The following is a 17,898-nucleotide window of genomic DNA, read 5'->3' on the forward strand; positions in this document are numbered from 1 at the left end:
ACTGCTCGGGATACTTCGATGAACCTGACACAGGGACATCCTTGCTCAGGCAACTTGCCTGGGATCAGGGTGTCCGGCTTACAGGGGCAACCTCAGTGCCAAGAATCCGGGCGTACTACGCCGCAACGCGATCATCATGCCCTTCTACCAGGTGTTGCTGTTCGTTCCGATCCTGCTGGGCTTGGCCGCGGTGTTCGTCGTCCCGGGGCTCGACGATTCCAATCTGGCGATGTTCAAGCTCGTCGTCGACTCGATGCCGGCTTGGCTCGTCGGGCTCGTCGGGGTCGCCGGGGCGTTGTCGTCGATCGTTCCGATGGCTGTCTTCATGCTCGTGATCGGCACGATGTGGGGACGGTCCGTCCTGGGCGTGCATCCCCGGACAGCGCCGCACCAGAAGCAGCTGTCTCAGCTGGTCACGTTCGTCGTCGGGTTGGTGGCACTGCTTTTCACGTTCATTTCACCGAGCACCCTGGTGCAATTGTCGGTCCTCTCGTATCAAGGACTCGCGCAACTCTTGCCGGTGGTACTCATCAGCTTGCTTTGGAAGCGCATGTCGACTGCGGCGGCCGCCTCCGGGCTCGCTGCCGGGGTGGTGGTCGTCGCGTCGCTCGTCCTCACTGGAAACGACCCGTGGCTCGGCATCAACGCTGGTCTGCTCGGTCTCGCCGCGAACGTCCTGGTCAACGTCGCGGTGACGCTCGCCCGCCCGGCAACCACACCGTCGGAGCGACTCGCCGTGGACGAGCTGCCCGAAGAAGCCCCGATTCGGGCCTGACCGACGAAAGCATGGGAACTTTCCTGTCACCGTGGCAGGAAAGTTCCCATGCTTTCAGCGTCTGGTCAGTTGGTGCTGGGCGCGGATTCGGAGACCCCGAACCGGCCGCTTGCGATCGGGTTTCCGCCGATGTCGACGGGGCCGGACGGCACCGGCTTGGCCGTCGGGCACCACTTCTTGGCGATCTCCCATGAGGCGTTGATCAGGGCCTCTGCGTGCGCGAAGGAATACGGCGAGAGACCGGCCACCGACGGGGCTGGCACAACGTAGAGCTCACAGCGCGTCGCGTTCAACTGCAGGTCGAGCCGTGCCGCGGACACCATCGCCGCGCCGAGCGCCGCACCGTTCACCCCGCCGACCGACCGTGGTGGCGTCTTCGGCGGCGGCCAGGTCGCGATCGAACCGATCCCCCGCCTGCGCTGGCTGAACTCGAAAGGCTCGGTGCCTCCGCATGGCAGCACGTAAACGCGCTCCGCCCCACGCTCGACGGCGCGACTGATCGGCATGAACGCCGCTGGGCCACCGTCCACCAGCCAGCGGTCCCCCACCTTCACCGGCGGGAACATGCCGGGAATCGAGCACGAAGCCACCAGCGGAGGAAGCGCAGGGCCGCTCTCGAAGTACACCGGATCGCCGGAGTCCAGATCCGTTGCGGTCACGGTCACCGGGATCTGCGCGTCTTCCAATCGGCGGAACGGCAGGTTGTTGTGCAGCCAGCGCGCCAGCCCGTGATTTCCCATGACGTGGTTCGACAGCCCGATCTTCCCTGCGAGTATCCGGCTGGGCTGGATCGGGAAGACATCTGTGCGCCGCATCGACATCCACAGCTCGCGGAGCTTCGCCGCCCCGCGCGGTGTTGGGTCGCCGGCGAGCCATGCCGCGTTCAGCGAGCCTGCAGAGGTCCCGACGAGCAGGTCGGGTTCGATACCGGCCTCGAACAATGCCGTAACCAGGCCAGCCTGGATCGCCCCGAAGGTGGAGCCACCTGGCAAGACCCATGCCGTGCGCATCAGCAATGTCCCTTCTGCGTTCGTCTTCTTCCGAGGCTAGCCGCGCACACTCGCAGCACACGTCAGGCGTCGCCGGGATCACCTCGACGGCGCTGCCGTTTTACCTCCGCACGCCGCTTCTTACCAGCGAGCCGACGTTGCTGCGAACCCTTGGTCGGTTTGGTGGGCCGACGCTTCGGGGCAGGCGGGGTAACTGCCTCGGCGAGCAGCCTGGCCATCCGTTCCCGAGCGGCCTGTCGGTTGGCGAGCTGCGCGCGATTCTCGGAGGCTGCGATCGTGAGCACGCCGTCGACGAGCCGGTGGGCGAGGCGTTCCACGGCACGGTCCCGCAGAGCTTCGGGGAGCGACGTCGAGCGCGCGAGGTCGAAGGACAGTTCGACACGCGAGTCCGTTGTGTTGACGCCCTGCCCTCCAGGGCCGGAGGACCGCGAGAAGCGCTCCGAGAGCTCGAGCGCAGGGATCGTCCAGCGGCTGGTGACGGGCAAGTCTGCGGGCATACCAGTCAGCATGCCTCACGCTGTTTTGGCCGGTCCTGCGGCTGCACCTCGCCTACCACAACGCCCGGGCTCCCATCCGAGTTGGCAGATCGAAGGCTGAAGCATGGGAACCTTCCTGTCACCGCTCTGACAGGAAGGTTCCCATGCTTTCAACGCCAGCCGCGGGTTACTTAGCCGGGCGCCAGCCGGCCACACCGCCGGGCACCGGGGCGTCGGGGGCGTATGGCGTGCGGGTGAAGATGAACGTGTTCAGGTCGAGGTGGGTGGGCACACCGTCGTCGTTGCGCCCCACGCGCAGGATTTCACCCGAGTAGTAGCCGTCCAGCCCGGTCCAGGTGCCATCCGGGTTGGCCCGGAATCGGGAGGCCCGCCCGCGCCCCTGCCACGGCGAGAGGTCGAGCAGACCGTCGCGGCGCACCCGCAACACGTAGGGCGTCGGCCCCCAGTACCACTGGCCGGTGAGCTCCAGGAGCCGCAGGTCCGCGTCGCCGCGGGGTTCCCACGGGGCCGGGATTCGGGGCTCGTGCTTCGCGAGCAGGTCCAGCAGGTCGGTCGCGAACAGACCCGTGACGCCCGCCGTGGTGTTGGCCATGAAGATCACCCCGGTGTTCTCGGCGGGGTCTGCCCAGACGGATGCCAGGAATCCGGGCATCGATCCTGAATGACCGGCGAGCCGACGTCCGCCGTGCCGCAGCAGCTGCAGCCCGAGCCCGTAACCGCCTCGCCATTCGGCGCCGTCGTCGACCGACGCCGGGGATCGCATCTCGGCGACGGTGTCCGGGTGCAGCACCTCGCCGCTGTCGCCGATCACGAAACGCGCCCACCGAGCCATGTCGTCGAAGGTCGACCAAAGCTGGCCGGCAGGGGCCATTGCTCCCGCGTCCTCGGCGGGCTCGGGAAGCACCACGTCCGCCCACGGGTGCACGGCGAATCCCTCCGCGTGCGGCGCGACCGGGCTGAGCGTGGTGCGCTTCATCTCGAGCGGCTCGAGGATCTCGCGCTGCAGCACCTCGCCCCAAGGGGCTCCGCGCAGCCGCGACACCAGCTCCCCCAGCACACCGAAACCGACATTGGAGTAGTGGAAGCCGTGGCGAGGCGTCGGGCGCAGCGCGGTTTCGTCGATGCTGGCCACGAGTTCCTCGGCACTGCCGCCTGGGGTTCGCTCCCACCACTGCCCGGCGGGTTCCGCGGTCAAGCCGCTTGATTGCGAAAGGATTTCACCGATGCTCCGCTTGCCGATCGAGGTGCCCGGGATGTAGTCGTCGAGCTTGTCGGCGAGGTCGAGGCGGCCTTCGTCGCGCAAGCGCATCACGAGCACGGCGACGAAGGTCTTCGTGATCGAACCGACCCGGTACTGGGTGTCCGTTGTGGAGGGCCGGCCGCCGACCTGCCCACGGCTGTCCACCCAGATCGTCTCGCCGTCGCGGATCAGCCCCGCGATCAGCGAGGGAACACGGTTTTCACTCTGCTCCACGGCCAGGCGACGCAGGAGGGCTCTCTGGGTGGAGGGCAGCAGACTCGTCATGCCTCCATGCTTCCACCCCTGTGAAAAGCGGTGTTGAAGCATTCGGAGTCCCGCGACCGGCCTGCGGCTCGGGTGCGAGTGACAGGAAGGTTCCCATGCTCGCACCGAAACCCGTCAGCGGCGGGTGCGGCGGTTGACTCCTCGGGAGATCCCGGTCGTCTTCACCGGGAACCGCACCGGGAGCTTCCCGAGCATGACGAGCACCAGGATGAGCAGAGCGAGCACGATCCACCCGCTCCATCCGAGGAGCCCCGTCGACGCGTTGTCGACCGGGTGCCCGGCCATGCTGAAGACCATGCCCAAACCAGCCGCCGCGTTGAGGAATCCGTGCGCGATGACCGCCGGCCAGACGCTGCGCGACGCGAGCCTGAGCCAGCCCAGCAGCGTTCCCACCAGGGTGCAGAAGCACACCATCATGATGAACGCCACCACGATCGGCAGCGTCGGGTAGTTGTAGCCGAGGATCAGGACCGGTGCGTGCCACAGGCCCCACAGCACGCCGGTCGTCAGGAACGCGCCGGGCTGCCCGAGGGGCAGCAGCGCCTGCGTGAGGTAGCCCCGCCAGCCCAGTTCTTCACCCAGCGCGGGGATGACCTGCAGCCAGCCCAGCCCGAAGACCGCGGCGATCTGCGTGAGCGCGAGCATCCCGGGCGACGTCTCGGGCTCCGCGCCCACCACGGTGCCACCGAACTGCTCGGCCAGCCCGGAGAAACCCGTCCAATCGGCCTGGTACACCCCGAGCAGGTAGCCCACCATCAGCGCGAAGGTCGCCACCAGCGGCGGCCCCAGCCAGGCGATCAGCGCGTAGGGCCACCACTTCTTGATGCCGCCGGGGTTGGTGATTCCCAGCCCTCGAAGCACCTTCGGCCGCGGGCTGATCCACTTGGTGACCACCAATGCCGCCACCGCCGGCATGAACATCATGAGGAAGAGGACGAGGGGCGCCCAACTCCACGACAGTCCTTCACCGGTCAACCAGAGCGGCAGGGTCAGCAGCCACGCCGGCAAATAGGCGATTGCGACGAAACTGACAACGCCGCGGACATCCACTCGGTCCTGGTCAGTGCTCACTTCGCCAGTTTGCCAAAACCTCGCTGAGAGCCGGGCCCTGCAGGCAAGGGGCTCCCGTCGCACGAAACGACGGGAGCCCCTTGCGTACATCTCCGGTGACGGATCACACGCGACAGCTCATCGACCTCACTCCTTTCGGGCGATCGCCCGCAGGATGCGGATCGCGCTGACGGCCGAACCGGGCCCCACAGCGATGCCGAGGAACACGTACACCGACCAGTCTCGAGCACCCCACACGCCCCAGGCGAAAAGCGCGATCGACACGGCTATGTGGACGGCGAGGAACACGACCCTCGTCACCACGCGCTTCAGCGGAGCCAACGCGACTCCCACCCATAGCGCCGCCACCCCGAGGATGAGTACGAGCGCAGGAATGATCATGAATCACCAGCTGTGCGCGGGGTCTGGGTCGAGCGTCCCATCCGAGCAGAACCTCCTGAACTCGTAGTCCTTCGGTTTCAATACGAGATCGGGGTTGATGGTCCACGGATTTCCGAACCGATCGGGACCAATCGGCTGGCATTGCCCCCAGGGCGTTTCCGATGATGTCTCGGGAAGGTTGCTGAAGCGGAAGAAATCTCCCTTCAGAACCGGACCGTTGCTCCCGGTGCGAACGCCGTCGCGGCTGATGGCCGTGTTGTTGTGGTAGAGGTACTGGTCGGGCATCAGGCTCGCCCGCAATATCGGCGAATGGGGATCGACTTTCCGGACCGTCCCATCGGCGCACGCGTCGAAGCGGAGCTCTTGCCAGATCGGCGGCGCCACGGCGAACAGCGATGTCTCGACTCCGTTCAAACCGTCCCGGGCGAAGAACATCTTGCGGATGTCCTCGACCAGGACGCCGATGCCCGGCGCAATTCGGGCATCGCCGCGGATCCGGTTGCTGTACTGCAGCATCGCATCCGCCGGGCCGGCCTCCGCCAGCATCGGCCGGTAGCCGATGGTTCCACCCGCCGATGTGGTGGCGCGCACGCACGCGGCCGCCCCAGCGGTCGGCTTCCCCGCCGCGTCGACCAGCTGCGGTGCCGTCCCACCGGACCCGTAGACCCCGCCGGGCAGGATTGCGTCCCGCATCGGGTTCGCCGTCGTCCAGGCGCTGTTGTGCTCGTTGAGGTTCTGCATCCGATAGGTCAGGTCGGGCTCGGGCACCTCGTAATCGGAGTTGATCGCGCGGATGAGGTCGAGCACGAACGGCGGCAGGTGGGTGTCCGCCGTCCGGTGCGAGTAGACGACCGATTCCGATCCGGGGATGACCTGCTTGCCGCCGTCGACCACGAACGACACCGTCGCCTTGGTCCGGATCTTGTACCGGGCGTCGTCGTCGAAGCCGGCCGGCCGTTGGTCGCTGCTCGGCCGGTCCAGGTAGGAGTTGGCGAAGTGGATCCAGCGGGCGATGCTGTGCCCGTCGGGATGGTTCACCGGGTCGACGCCGGACAGTCGGACCTCGTCCTGCCAGGCCCGCACCGCTCGCGCGACGTTGCTCGGCGCACCGGGCTGCGCCAGGATCGCGTTCGACCGTTCGATCGCCCAGTCGTGCAGCGCTTGCCGCCCGGCCAACGGCCCGGCGAGCCAGGCGCCCGGCGCCGAGGTGTCGATGTTCTGGTCCTCGTCGAACACCGCGACCGCTTCGATCGATTCCTCGCGGTACTCGCCTTGGATCGGGATGAACGCCACCGCGTCGAAGGCGATGTCCTCATCGCCCGTGCCGTCGGGTGTCACCGAGCTCAGTGTCACCCGGGGAACGACGTTGTCGAACATGTAGGCCCCGATGGACACCCAGCGGTTGCCCTCGCCGGGTTGCTTCGTCACCCGGGACCGCTCGCCCGGCCGAGCGTTCACCCGGTAGTCGGCCAGGTTGGTGTGCGCCCCGTGGTCCGGCAGCGCGACCATGATCTTCATCGGCCCGGTGTGCGGCCGGTCCAGCGTCCAGGTTCCGGTGACGTCCATCTTGCCGCCCCACGCGCCGGGCTGGCGGGTGTGGGCGAACCAGAAGTGCCCGCCGAACCCGCCTCCGATCTGGTGGAAGTCCACCTTGGACGGATGGCGCCCCTGGGCATCGGTGGCGAAGTTCAGGTCGAACGTGCCGCTGTTGGTGTGCGGGCGGACGCATTTGTTGCCGTGGCGGTCCGTGGTCCGCACCGGCGGCACCGAATCCGGCACGTCATCGACGATCAGTGCGTTGGGCGGCAGCCCGTCGAGATCGCAGGCGGGCGGATACTTGTTGCCGTCGGGCTGTTCCGGGTAGGTGGTGTCGAACCTGATGAATTCGTTGCCGCAGCTGTAGCCGCAGTCCGCCTTCCAGGTCGCCGGCCAGTGGAACCAGCACTTGAAGTCCGCGCGCAGGCATGCTTCGGCGGCGGCCGGGTCGCACGAGTTGCGCGCGTCGCAGAACAGCTCCACCGGTGGCTTCGCCGTCTCGCGGTTCTCCGCGCCGGGTGCGGGGCCGTCGTTCCACCACGCGGCCCGGTATCCGGCGCCGTCCGCGTCGGCCAGCGGATGACCGGCCCAGCCGATCACCTTCTCCGGGTACGGCCAGTCCTGCGGATGCGACGCGTCGTGGTAGGTGAACTCCAGGAACGGATTCCGGTCGGCGGGATAGCGGGGATTCACCGGGTTGTTGAACCAGCCCACGCCCCATTGGCCGCTCGGGTCGCTGCCCTGCGGGTAGAAGCCGCTGTTGTAGGCCCACAGGGCGTAGAACCAGTTCTCGATCTTCGAGGGGTCGCCGTTGTTGACGACCATCCCCGCCGAATGCGTGGCGTTCCACTTCTGCTGCAGGATCTGCAGGCCGGCAGCCAGGTTCGTGGCGTAGTCCAGCGCGACCGCACGTTGCTTGTCGGCCGGCCACGCCGGGAGGTCTCCCGGCCGTTCGTGGCCCGCCCGGCGCATGTGGTCGGTGACCTGCGCCATGCCGTAGCCGCAGTCGGCCTCGGCGAAGTCGACGTCCCAGTCGTTGCCCGGGTTCTCGTCGTAGACCTCGGTCCCGTAGTAGTTGCCGATCAGCGGATTGCCGGTCACACCGGGCAGGGCGTGCCAGCTGGCCTGCGCCATGTTCGATTCCTGGGTGAGCACGCCGAGCATGATCTGCGCCGGAACCTCACCACCGCCTTCCAAGGGGACGGGCGGGAACATCGCTTGCGGCGTCCACGCCGGCAGTCCCGACTGCTTCCAGTTGGCGGGTCGCGGCGGGAACAGGTTGTGCTGCACCGCCTGGTTGGCCGCCCACTCCACCTGGCGCTTGGTGGGCTGGTAGACCTGCGTCCGCGGATCGTTGCGCACCACCGCGCAACTGCGGTCGGGGTCGGTCGGGTCCGCTGCGCTCTGCAGGCCGCTGTCCACTTCGGTCAGGTCGAGTCCGGGAGAAGGCTCGTTTCCATCCGGGCCGCGATCGGATTCCGGCACCACGCCGAAGTCGAGCCGTGCGCCGGTAGCCAGCACCTCGGCGGCGATCTCGACCGGCTCGGCCGATTCCGCTGGGAACGGCGCGGCGGGGCGGCCCTCGGCGTCCTTCCGCGGCCCGACGTCCGTGAGCACCAGTTCGCCCGAAGTGGACGGTCGAGCGCGGGCCGGGACGTCGAGCTTCCGGACCGAACGCGGCAGGTCTCCGGCCGCTCCGCCCTCGCCGGTGATGAAGACCTGCCCGCGTGCTCCAGAAGAAACCCGCAGGTGGGAAAGCTTTCCTGTCGCCAAACCACGAATATCGTCATCGTGGAGCCGCTGCACGGTCACACGGTCTCCGGAGCGTTCCAGGAAGACCAGACCACCGTCGGCATCCGGGTGCAGTTCGAACGGGGTCCCGGCGACGTCGGCCTGAACCTCCTGGTTCCCGGACGGAGAAACGCTCACCACCCGGGAACCGTTGGCGGCGAGGACGCCGCGCGACGTCGGCACCGCCGAGGTCACCTGACCTGCTGTGACGATCGCATCGGCGACCGCACCGCGCGCTACGTCGACCTCGACCAGCCGGGTGAGCCCCTTGTCCTCGTGGCCTTCCTGGGTGAAGACGGCGCGATCGTCGGCACCGCAACCGGGGTTGAAGTGCGCGGTGCTGCTCCGCATCGGGAGCTTCACCACAGAGCCGTCGATGAGGTCGACGACCGCGGTGAACGCGCCGCGACCGGAGAGCGCGGCGTCGTTGGTGAAGGTGCGCGGCGCGTATGCCACGGCGAGCCGCTTGCCCGAGCTCGCCAGGCAGGCATTGCCGATCCACTGGTCGGCGGCGACACCGGGTTCCGACAGGGTTGCTGCAGTCCGCCAGCTGTATCCGGTGCGCGCTTCGGCCACCAGGACGTGGAATCCGAATGCGTCGCCGGACGTCGCCCACGCGATGTCATCGGAGGAACGCCATCGTTCGGAGAGCAGTTCGTCGCGCTTCTCCGGAGCCACTTGCGGAGGCGGCTCCGGTCTGCCGACACCCTGCTGCCCCGCAGGTGCCGCTTCTGCGACACCTGGTGGTGAAGAAAAGGCCTGCGTCGCCGGCATCAGCACGGCCGGCAACAGCACGGCAAGCACTCCTGCGCAGATCCATCTTCGGAACACTCCCCAACTCCATTCCGATTTTTTACGCAGCACGAAGAACTCCGCCGGACCGCAGATCGAACATGAGTCGAAATCTGCTGATCGCAGTGGAGTGGAACAGGATGCACGATTTATCGCCGCTGACCGAAACCGTTTCGGTCAGCGGCGAGAAGAGGAACTCACGGACAATCCAGTGCGCCGTAGAAATTCTGCGGCGTCGCGCCGGGGGCGCTGGTCGGCCGGGAGAACAGGTTCGCGTAGGCGCACCAGTTCGCGCCGGGCCCACCGGGGAACGAGTGGAAGGCGCGCTGGCCGGGGCGGAGCGTGAACCACTCGTTGTGGGGCGTGATACCGCCGTCCATGTTCCGCCATCCGAGCATGACGTCGACCGAATCCCCGGCGCGCTTGTCGTACCAGACGTCGAAGTGGTGATTACCGATCCGGTTCGAGCACAGCAATCCGTTTCCGATATCCCGGCAGGTTATTCCGGCAGCATTGGCGGTTCCGAGCATTGCACCCATGCAGCCGAGCACGGTGAGCATTAGAACCAGCGCGCGAATTCCCGTTTTTCCAAATGAAGCCAGCATGCAGCACAATCCCCTCAGCAGAATCCAAAGAGCCCCAGAGCCACATTCGAGCCAAATATATCAAGGCGACCATTTCGGGCACCACGTAATCAACGTCACGCAATTCTTCAAAAGCGGAACGCCGATGGCGGTACCACCGCGGACCAATTCTTCTTTTGAACGGAAAATTCCCGTTTTCACGACATGAAAAAGCCCGTGCTCACGGTGTGAGCACGGGCTTCAGGCCTGAGCAGTGCCAGGTCAACTGGGCAGCGGCGCCGGTGGCAGGCCTTCGTGGACCTTCGTCATCGCGGCGAACCAGGTCCGGGCCGGCACCTTGCCACCGTAGATGTTCCCGCCGTTCTTCCCGCACAAGTACGGGGGCGCGTCACCGCCGCCGTCGCAGATCCCCTGGGGGGTGCTGCCGTCGGCGTAGGTCAGGACCGCACCGGACATCTGGGGAGTCGCAGCGAGGAACGCTGCCGACTGGTGCGCCTGGGTCGTCCCGGTCTTGCCGATCATGGGCCGATTCCAGCCGACGCTCTGCGCTGCCTGGCGCGATGTGCCGTCGGTGTCGTCCTTGCTCATGCCCTGCGCCAGGGCCGCCGCCACCTGCGGGGACACCGCCTGCTCGCATGCGGCCTCGTTGAGCTGCAGCGGGTTGCCGTGCCGGTCCTTGATTTCCTCGATCGGCGTCGGCGGGCAGTAGACGCCGCCGCTCATGATCGTCGCCCCGACGTTGGACAGCTCCAGCACGCTCGTCGGGGTGTAACCGAGGGTGAATGCGCCCCGGTTGCCCTTCTTGATCACGTCGGCCTGGGACGGGCCGTTCGAGCCATCGGCCTTCAGGGGAAGACCGCTGGAGTTGACCCCGTTCATGCCGACCCGCAACCCGAGGCGCGAGGCCATGTCCACGACGTTGTTGAGGCCGGCCCTTTCCGACAGTGCCACGAACGCCGTGTTCGGCGACGTGGCCAGCGCCATCTGCAGCGTCCTCGGCCCCGGCTGCACGCCGTCGGCGTTGGAGACGGTGTACGGCGCGGTGCCGTTCTTGTACACGCGGGAGGTGTAGGACGGTGGCACGTCGATCGTGTCGTAGACGCTCATGCCCTGCTCGATCGCGGAGGCCGCGGTGAACACCTTGTAGACCGAGCCCGCACCGAAGGGCTGCACCCGGCTGACGATGTCGTACGCCGTCTGGCCCTTGCTCGCGTCGTTGCCGTAGTCGCGGTTGGCGACCAGCGCCCGCACCTTGTGCTTGTCCTTGCCGGGCTCGACCATCGCCATCGCGTTGGCGATGCCATCGGTCTGGGTCGGCACCTGGGCTTCGGCGGCGGCCTTGGCCGCGTCGGTGGCCTTGCGGTCGAGCGTCGTGCGGACCGTGTAGCCGCCGGTCTTCAGCTTGTCCTTGTCGATGCCGAGCCGGTTCAGGTAGTCCGTGACGTAGGTGCAGAAGAAGCCGTCGGTGGCACCGTCACCGACGCCGGCGCAGCCGTTCGGCGGCCGGCCGAGCGGCGACATCACGCCGAGCGGTTCCTGCTTGGCCCGCTCCGCGTCTTCCTTGGTGATGCGGATGTTGTTGTTCGGGTCCGCCATCAGGTCGATCACGAGGTTGCGGCGCTGCATCGCGTCTTGCGGGTTGCTGTTGGGGTTCAGCGAACCGGGCTGGTTGACGATCGCGGCGAGCAGCGCGGCCTGGGCGATGGTCAGCTTGTCGGACGTGGTGCCGAAGTAGGTCTGGGCGGCCGCGCCGACGCCGAAGGTCTGGTTTCCGAACGGCACCACGTTGAGGTATCCGGTAAGGATCTCCTCCTTGGTCATGGTGTGTTCGAGTTCGACGGCGATCTTCGCCTCGCGGAGCTTTCGGGCGATCGTCGATTCCTTGGCCTTCTCGGCCTCCACCTCGGAGTCCGCCGCGACGTGCACGAGGTAGTTCTTCACGTACTGCTGGGTGATCGTGGACGCGCCCTGCGCCGCCTCACCGCTGCTGACGTTGGTCGCCAGCGCGCGCATGGTGCCGTGCCAGTCCACGCCGCCGTGGTCCCAGAAGCGCTTGTCCTCGACCGCGGTGATCGCGGCCTTCATGGTGTCCGAGACCTGATCCGGCGGCGTTTCGATGCGGTACTGGTCGAAGAAGTACGCGATCGGTTCGCCGTCCTTGTCCATGATGGTGGACACCTGCGGCATGTCGCGCCTCGCCAGGGAACCCGACATCTTCGACATGGCGTCGCTCGTCTGGTTGACCATCGCCCCGGCCCCGGTCGCCATCGGCAGCAACAACGCCGCCACCAGCACACCGGCCAGGACGCACAGTCCGAACATCTTCAACAGCACGCCGCCGCGCACGCCAGCCCCAATCACCAAATGTCCACCCGACTCGACCGCCGATCGCAGGGCCCACCTGGGGCCCGCCCCCGCTCGTCCAACGATCGGCCCGGGAGCGTCCCGTCGGCATCGGCCGACGCCCGCTTCTCCCTAGCTGTCAGTCGATTCGTTGATATCACATCCGCCGATCCGCGCGGCGTTGCACCGAACGGCCGAGTCTCCGCCGACAGCCCCACGCTCCTGGCCCGGATCACTACACTTGGTGACCACCGGAGTCGATCACCGCGGAGGAAAAATGACCGACCCGTTCCTGGATTCGCTGGCCACGGCGCTCGCTGGGCAAGCCGCCACCGCGCTCGGCGCTGCCGGAAAGCAGGCGTTGGAGAAGGTCCGCGACCTCCTGCGCCGGAGGTCTCAGAACGATCCGGAGACGAGGGCCGCGCTCGAAGCCGCCGAACAGGATTCGGCGGGCCAGCCGCAGGTGAAGGCACTGGCCGAACGGCTGGACCAGGTTTGCGCGGAGGACGCCGAGTTCGCGGAGGAGCTGCGCACCGAGGGTGCCGAGGTGCACGAGGAGATCTCGGCCTCCGGCAACGCGGTGGTCAACGTGAACCGCGGCGAGGTCAAGAACCTGATCCAGGCGCGCACCATCGAGGGCAACATCACGTTCAACTAGCGCGGCGATCCGACTTGTTCAGGTCGGCCAGGTACTGGTTGTAGGCGGCGAGTTCCGGATCATCCTCGGCACCGACCGGTGCCGCCGGCGGCGGCACCAGGGGCCGCTTCCGGCGCGCGGCCGACTGGGCCTCGACCTGCGGCGCGACATCTTCCCGAGGCGCGGTCTCCGCAGGTTCCGGCTCCGCCTCTCCCCGATCCCGGTGCGCTTCCATGCGCATCAGCCGGACCCACAGGAAGATCGTGAACACGCCGAACAGCGGCCACTGCAAGGCGTAGCCGAGGTTCTGGAAACTTCCCCCTGCTTCGTGCGCGCGATCCCACTGCCACACGGCAAGGAAGCCGGTGGCGACCGCGGCCACGACGAAAAGCGCGTGCAGAAGCAGCCAACGCGGGGTCAACAGGCTGCGGAACACACCCCGAATTCTAGGCGGTCCCGAGCGACCGGGTGGCCCGGTGTCGTCACGGGCTGTTCGCCCCGATCACCCGGGGCCGGATTCGCCGATCCGCTGAAGCGCGCTTCGGCCGGCTGAAATTCCACGAAATGTGTCCAACCACACACCACAGGTCTTACGCGTCGTGACAGGAAGGGAACCTTTCTGTCACCACGACCGCCCGGCTCTCGCGGCGAGTGACAGGAAGGTTCCCATGCTGCGAGTGACAGGAAGGTTCCCATGCTGCGGCTCTCCGACCGGCGGCGCCGGGAGGGGGTTGGGTGACAGAAAGGTTCCCTTGCTCTCAACCCCGCCGGCGGTGGGAGGCGGCCAGGGGCGTGCCGATGGCGATGAGGATCGCCGCGACGGCGAAGGTCACCGGATAGCCGGACAGCGTGACCAGGGCGCCGAAGCCGATCGAGCCGAGGCCTTGGCCGGCGTCGTAGGCGATGTTCCAGGCGGTGCTGGCCACGCCGGACGCCGTGCGCTCGAACATCACGACCAGGGTGATGTTCTGCACCGCGCCGAATCCGGCCCCGAAGGCAGCCGCTCCAGCCAGGGCCACCGGGTCCGCACCCCACGCCGCGACCGCGAGCAGGCCCGTGCCCAGGGCGGCCAGCAGCACGGCGGGCACCAGAACCCGGTGGTGCCCGAGCCGGTCGCCGAGCTGTCCGGCGGCCCACCGGCCGAGCATCGTGGCGACGCCGAAGGCCAGCAACGCCGCCGGGGCCACCGATCCTGCGATGGCCAGCGGCAGGAACGCCGTGAGCCCGCCGGCTGCGATCGCGGCCGTGGTCATGACGGTCCACGACGGCAGCAGCGCCAGCGGGAACGCCGAGGTGCCGGACCGCTCCACCGCCTTGGCCCGCACGCGCGACATGCCCAGCGCCGCCGCGGTCGCAGCCACCGGTAGTGCCCCGGCGATCCAGAACAGCGGGACGAAGCCGATCGTCTGCGTCAGCCACACGCCGGCGGGCAGGAAGAGGACGTTCGGCAGCCCGATCGACAACCCGTAGAGCCCAGCCGCCCGGCCGCGTTGCGCGGCGGGCACGAGCTCTGCCACCAGGGCGGCGCCGGTCACGGTGAGAAGCCCGAAGCCGACTCCTCGCAAGCAGGAGACGCCGAGCAGCAGCCACAGCTCGCTGGACAGCGCGTACAGCGGGGTGGGCAAGCCGATCACCACCGTGCCCAGCGCGAAAGCGATTCGGTGGTCGATGCGCTTGAGCAGCCATGGCATGCCCAGCTGGGTCAGCACCGTCACGAGCATGAAGACGGCGTTGGTCGCCCCGGCCGCGACCTCGCCCGCACCGCCCGCGACCGCCCACAGCGGGAGGACCGGCATCAGCAGCACATACCCGGCGAAACCGCCGACGGTCGCTACCAGGAGAAGCCGAAAAGACCGGTGCTGCAACGCCGTCCTGTCCTTGGCGGGGGATTCAACCGAGACTCGCACGAGTTCTTGATAGGCCCCGCGACCATGCTTTGTCCATCCGGTCCATGAAGTCCGAGATGCGCACTCATGGCCGATTGTGGCTTTCGCCTAGATCGGTTTGGCTTGGGCCGTCACTGCGACGGCGAGGAGTTTCTGCATGAATCGGATGCGAGCACTGGCACTGGCGGCCGTAGTCGCGGGATCGGCGTTCGTTCCCGCAGCGGCCACCGCACCGCTGACGATGGCGGCCCCGCCGCCGTGCAGCGAGGAGCCCAGGGAGAACCCGATCAGCGAGTTCACCAGCTACGACGAGGTCCTCGTCGAGCTCGACCGGATCGAGCGGGTGAGCGCGGGTCGCGTCGCGGTGGAAACCGTCGGCGAATCCAACCGGGGCCGCGACATGCTCCTCGCGCGCGTCGGTACCGGCCCGAAGGTCGTGCTCGTCACCGCCGAGATCCACGGCAACGAGAAGACCGGGCCGGATGCTGTGCTGGACCTGCTCGACTTCCTGGGCACCTCGGATTCCAGCCGGGCCAAGCAGATCCGCGAGCAGCTGACCGTGGTCGCGATGCCGAAGATCAACCCGGACGGGGCCGCGCTCGATCGCCGCGGCAACGACATGACGTGGCAGGAGGTGCAGGCGCGCTTCCCGCAGCTGGCGACCGCGCCACCGTCCTGGAACTACTACACCGAGCCCCGGCAGGGGGACGACTACTCGCAGCGGCCCGGCTTCGACGTCAACCGGGACTACAACCCAGACCTCGACTACCAGCCGCAGCCGCAGGACTTCCCCGGCAGCAGCGACCGGCCGGGCTGGTTCATCAGCCCGGAGACGCAGTCGGTGCGGGATGTCTACCGCTCGCTGCAGGCCGAGTTCGGCGCGGTCGACACCTACATCGACCTGCACCACCAGGGCGCCTGCTACACGGTTCCGGGTACCGACCGGTTCGTGACCTTGAGCCTGTCCGGCAAGTTCGTCGCCGACCCCGCGACCCCGGAGGGCGCCGCGTACGCCGAGTTCGCCGACTCCTTCCGGCCGGAGTACTCCAAGCAGCTCAACGTGGCCGCGTACAACGCGTTGCAGGCCGCGGCCAACCGCAATCCGGAATTCGGCAACATCACGCTCTACCCGCAGGACACCAACCTGCCGGGCACGGGCCTTGGCACGTTCCAGCTCAACGGCAGCGGCGCGGTGCTGTTCGAGGTGCGCGGCCAGACCCAGACGCTGGGCGAGCAGCATCGCGCGATGCTGACCCGAGCCGTCTACATCGGACTCGACGGGATCCTCTCATCGGTCGCCAGCGGCCAGGTCGAGCACCTCGACCCCGCCGCCTACGACCGCATCCCGCCCACCGACCGCGGCAAGCAGACCATGACCACCACCACCGACATCGAGAACTGACGGACCCAGCACACGACTGGCGGCGCTCGCCAGCTGCGTTCCCGCGCGGCGGCGAGCGCCGTTCGTTCGATACCGGATGCCTCTGGAAAACCCCTGGTCACAGCGCCTGTCCGGCTGGCGGATGACAGGAAAGTTCCCATGCTCGCATCAGGTTTGCGGCAGTTGCCGGGGGTTGGTGGTCCGGATCGCGAGCTGGGCACATGCCGCTGCGGCCAGGGCCGCGGCGGCTAGTGCGAAGGCGACCGTGCTGAAGGCGGTCACCGCTTCCGGTCCACTCGACGGCGCCAGATCCAGGTAGATCGCACCGAAGGCGGCGACGCCCACGGCACCGCCGACCTGCAACGTGGTGTTGAACAGTCCGCTCACGTCCGGTGCGTGGCGGGTTTCGACGACGCTCGTCAGGTGGTCGAGCGTGGCGCTGAACGCCGCCCCGTACCCCAGCCCGCCGAGACCGAGCAGGACGATCAGCAGGGGTCCGTTGGCCGTGGCGGCCCACCACCGGCCCGAGCCGATCCCGGCGAAAGCAGCGGCGAGCAGCAGATTCCCGGCCGGTGCCGCCGATCTCCTCAAGCGTGCGGGAATCCGGCCGAGCAGCGGGCCCGAGACGCCGAAAGCGGCCACCCACGACACCAGGACCAGCCCGGAATAGGTCGCGCTCTCCCCCAACCCTTGCTGGAGGTGGAGCGCCAGCACGAACAGCAGCGCGAAGTACGTGGCCCGCACTGTGGTTTGCGCGACCATCGCCCACACCACCGGTGCCCGCCGCAGCAGGCCCAGCTCGACCAGTGGCCGCGCGGCGCGACGTTCGACGACGAAGAACAGCGCGAACGCGGGCGGGCTGGCCGCCAAGCACAACTGCATCCACATCGGCCAGCCCATCTCCCGCCCCAGGATCATCGGGCCGATGAGCAACGCGAGCGCCGCGGCCAAGACCGCCGCTCCTGCCAGGTCCAGCCGCTCCGTGCTGCGTCCCCGGTCCGTTGGCAGGAAGAACCAGGCGGTCACGAACAGGGCCGCGCCGATGGGCACGTTGATCAGGAAGACCGGACGCCACCCGGTGCCGAACAGGTCCGCGGAGACCAGCAGGCCGCCGAGCACCTGCCCGATCACGGCACTGCCCGCGAGGGTCACCGCGTAAAAGCCCAGCGCACGGGTGCGTTCGTCGTCCCGGAAGTTCAGCTGGATTCCGGTCAGCACCTGCGAAGTCATCAACGCCGCCCCGGCGCCCTGCACGATCCGTGCGCACACCAGCAGAAAGGATGTTGGCGCGAGCCCGCAGCCCAACGACGCGAGCGTGAAGACCGCCAGACCGAGGAGGAAAATCCGCCGGTAGCCGCGCATCTCGCCCAACCGCGCGCTGGTGATCAGCAGCACCGCGAAGCTGAGCGCGTACCCGGAGACGATCAGCTCCAGCTCGGCACCCGAGGCGGCCAGGTCATCGCGGACCGACGGCGCGGCCACGTTGACGATGGCCACGTCCACGTTGCCGAGGAACATCCCACCCAGCAACGCGGTGAGCTGCCCGCTGGAGCCGCGCCGCCGCGACAACGTTTCGGTCATCGAGCTCCTCTTCACCATGTCCTGGCCTGATACCTGACATGAGTGAATCGGAGCGCGGCGACAGATGCTGGCGAGCTTCGGACACGGAAATCCGGCTCAGCGCAGTGG

The 17,898-nt window shown here is 67.9% G+C and carries 14 protein-coding genes; 3 read left to right on the forward strand and 11 right to left on the reverse strand.

What is annotated here, in order from left to right:
* Positions 1-136 precede the first annotated feature (136 nt).
* Positions 137-775 carry a hypothetical protein gene (locus ACWEV3_RS27305; RefSeq protein ID WP_452616625.1) on the forward strand — a complete coding sequence of 213 codons (639 nt, stop codon included), beginning with the start codon at positions 137-139 and terminating at the stop codon, positions 773-775.
* A gap of 65 nt (positions 776-840) precedes the next feature.
* On the opposite strand, the gene ACWEV3_RS27310 is transcribed toward ACWEV3_RS27305, so the two are convergent.
* The 8 genes from ACWEV3_RS27310 to ACWEV3_RS27345 form a co-directional block, all read right to left on the reverse strand.
* Complete coding sequence (locus tag ACWEV3_RS27310) at positions 841-1,785, reverse strand: patatin-like phospholipase family protein (protein ID WP_452616724.1); 945 nt, start codon at positions 1,783-1,785, stop codon at positions 841-843.
* 62 nt (positions 1,786-1,847) lie between these two features.
* Positions 1,848-2,282, reverse strand: a complete 435-nt coding sequence (gene arfB, locus ACWEV3_RS27315) for an alternative ribosome rescue aminoacyl-tRNA hydrolase ArfB (RefSeq protein ID WP_452616626.1) — start codon at positions 2,280-2,282, stop codon at positions 1,848-1,850.
* Positions 2,283-2,448: 166 nt separating this feature from the next.
* Positions 2,449-3,807, reverse strand: coding sequence for a serine hydrolase domain-containing protein (locus ACWEV3_RS27320; RefSeq protein WP_452616627.1), 1,359 nt, complete (start codon positions 3,805-3,807; stop codon positions 2,449-2,451).
* Positions 3,808-3,921: 114 nt separating this feature from the next.
* Positions 3,922-4,878, reverse strand: coding sequence for a CPBP family intramembrane glutamic endopeptidase (locus ACWEV3_RS27325; RefSeq protein WP_452616628.1), 957 nt, complete (start codon positions 4,876-4,878; stop codon positions 3,922-3,924).
* A 126-nt stretch (positions 4,879-5,004) separates the two neighbouring features.
* The gene (locus ACWEV3_RS27330; RefSeq protein WP_452616629.1) at positions 5,005-5,259 is read right to left on the reverse strand and encodes a hypothetical protein; all 255 of its coding nucleotides are present in this window, start codon (positions 5,257-5,259) and stop codon (positions 5,005-5,007) included.
* Between the two features lie 3 nt (positions 5,260-5,262).
* Entirely contained in the window at positions 5,263-9,264 is a 4,002-nt protein-coding gene (locus tag ACWEV3_RS27335; protein ID WP_452616630.1) for a golvesin C-terminal-like domain-containing protein, read from the reverse strand.
* Between the two features lie 311 nt (positions 9,265-9,575).
* The gene (locus ACWEV3_RS27340) at positions 9,576-9,983 is read right to left on the reverse strand and encodes a hypothetical protein (protein WP_452616631.1); all 408 of its coding nucleotides are present in this window, start codon (positions 9,981-9,983) and stop codon (positions 9,576-9,578) included.
* Between the two features lie 240 nt (positions 9,984-10,223).
* The gene (locus ACWEV3_RS27345) at positions 10,224-12,284 is read right to left on the reverse strand and encodes a transglycosylase domain-containing protein (RefSeq protein ID WP_452616725.1); all 2,061 of its coding nucleotides are present in this window, start codon (positions 12,282-12,284) and stop codon (positions 10,224-10,226) included.
* A gap of 298 nt (positions 12,285-12,582) precedes the next feature.
* Here ACWEV3_RS27345 and ACWEV3_RS27350 point away from each other — a divergent pair, with 298 nt between their 5' ends.
* Complete coding sequence (locus ACWEV3_RS27350; protein WP_452616632.1) at positions 12,583-12,963, forward strand: hypothetical protein; 381 nt, start codon at positions 12,583-12,585, stop codon at positions 12,961-12,963.
* Here ACWEV3_RS27350 and ACWEV3_RS27355 read toward each other — a convergent pair.
* Both ACWEV3_RS27355 and ACWEV3_RS27360 read right to left on the reverse strand, forming a co-directional pair.
* Positions 12,956-13,378: a hypothetical protein gene (locus tag ACWEV3_RS27355; protein ID WP_452616633.1), complete on the reverse strand. Its 423-nt coding sequence runs from the start codon at positions 13,376-13,378 to the stop codon at positions 12,956-12,958. The two genes, ACWEV3_RS27350 and ACWEV3_RS27355, sit on opposite strands and share 8 nt — an antisense overlap.
* 322 nt (positions 13,379-13,700) lie before the next feature.
* A complete protein-coding gene (locus ACWEV3_RS27360; RefSeq protein WP_452616634.1) occupies positions 13,701-14,849 on the reverse strand; it encodes an MFS transporter in 1,149 nt (382 codons plus the stop codon).
* Positions 14,850-14,985: 136 nt separating this feature from the next.
* Here ACWEV3_RS27360 and ACWEV3_RS27365 point away from each other — a divergent pair, with 136 nt between their 5' ends.
* Complete coding sequence (locus ACWEV3_RS27365) at positions 14,986-16,230, forward strand: M14 family zinc carboxypeptidase (protein WP_452616635.1); 1,245 nt, start codon at positions 14,986-14,988, stop codon at positions 16,228-16,230.
* A 147-nt stretch (positions 16,231-16,377) separates the two neighbouring features.
* Here ACWEV3_RS27365 and ACWEV3_RS27370 read toward each other — a convergent pair whose 3' ends face one another.
* Complete coding sequence (locus ACWEV3_RS27370; protein WP_452616636.1) at positions 16,378-17,790, reverse strand: MFS transporter; 1,413 nt, start codon at positions 17,788-17,790, stop codon at positions 16,378-16,380.
* Positions 17,791-17,898 lie beyond the last annotated feature (108 nt).

Source organism: Saccharopolyspora sp. NPDC003752 (assembly GCF_053605825.1).

What these genes read in the sequence shown, in the direction of transcription:
- ACWEV3_RS27305 (WP_452616625.1), top strand. Translation starts at nt 137, where the DNA reads ATGCCCTTCTACCAGGTGTTGCTGTTCGTTCCGATCCTGCTGGGCTTG.
- ACWEV3_RS27310 (WP_452616724.1), bottom strand. Translation starts at nt 1,785, where the DNA reads ATGCGCACGGCATGGGTCTTGCCAGGTGGCTCCACCTTCGGGGCGATC.
- arfB (WP_452616626.1), bottom strand. Translation starts at nt 2,282, where the DNA reads ATGCCCGCAGACTTGCCCGTCACCAGCCGCTGGACGATCCCTGCGCTC.
- ACWEV3_RS27320 (WP_452616627.1), bottom strand. Translation starts at nt 3,807, where the DNA reads ATGACGAGTCTGCTGCCCTCCACCCAGAGAGCCCTCCTGCGTCGCCTG.
- ACWEV3_RS27330 (WP_452616629.1), bottom strand. Translation starts at nt 5,259, where the DNA reads ATGATCATTCCTGCGCTCGTACTCATCCTCGGGGTGGCGGCGCTATGG.
- ACWEV3_RS27340 (WP_452616631.1), bottom strand. Translation starts at nt 9,983, where the DNA reads ATGCTGGCTTCATTTGGAAAAACGGGAATTCGCGCGCTGGTTCTAATG.
- ACWEV3_RS27345 (WP_452616725.1), bottom strand. Translation starts at nt 12,284, where the DNA reads ATGTTCGGACTGTGCGTCCTGGCCGGTGTGCTGGTGGCGGCGTTGTTG.
- ACWEV3_RS27350 (WP_452616632.1), top strand. Translation starts at nt 12,583, where the DNA reads ATGACCGACCCGTTCCTGGATTCGCTGGCCACGGCGCTCGCTGGGCAA.
- ACWEV3_RS27365 (WP_452616635.1), top strand. Translation starts at nt 14,986, where the DNA reads ATGAATCGGATGCGAGCACTGGCACTGGCGGCCGTAGTCGCGGGATCG.
- ACWEV3_RS27370 (WP_452616636.1), bottom strand. Translation starts at nt 17,790, where the DNA reads ATGACCGAAACGTTGTCGCGGCGGCGCGGCTCCAGCGGGCAGCTCACC.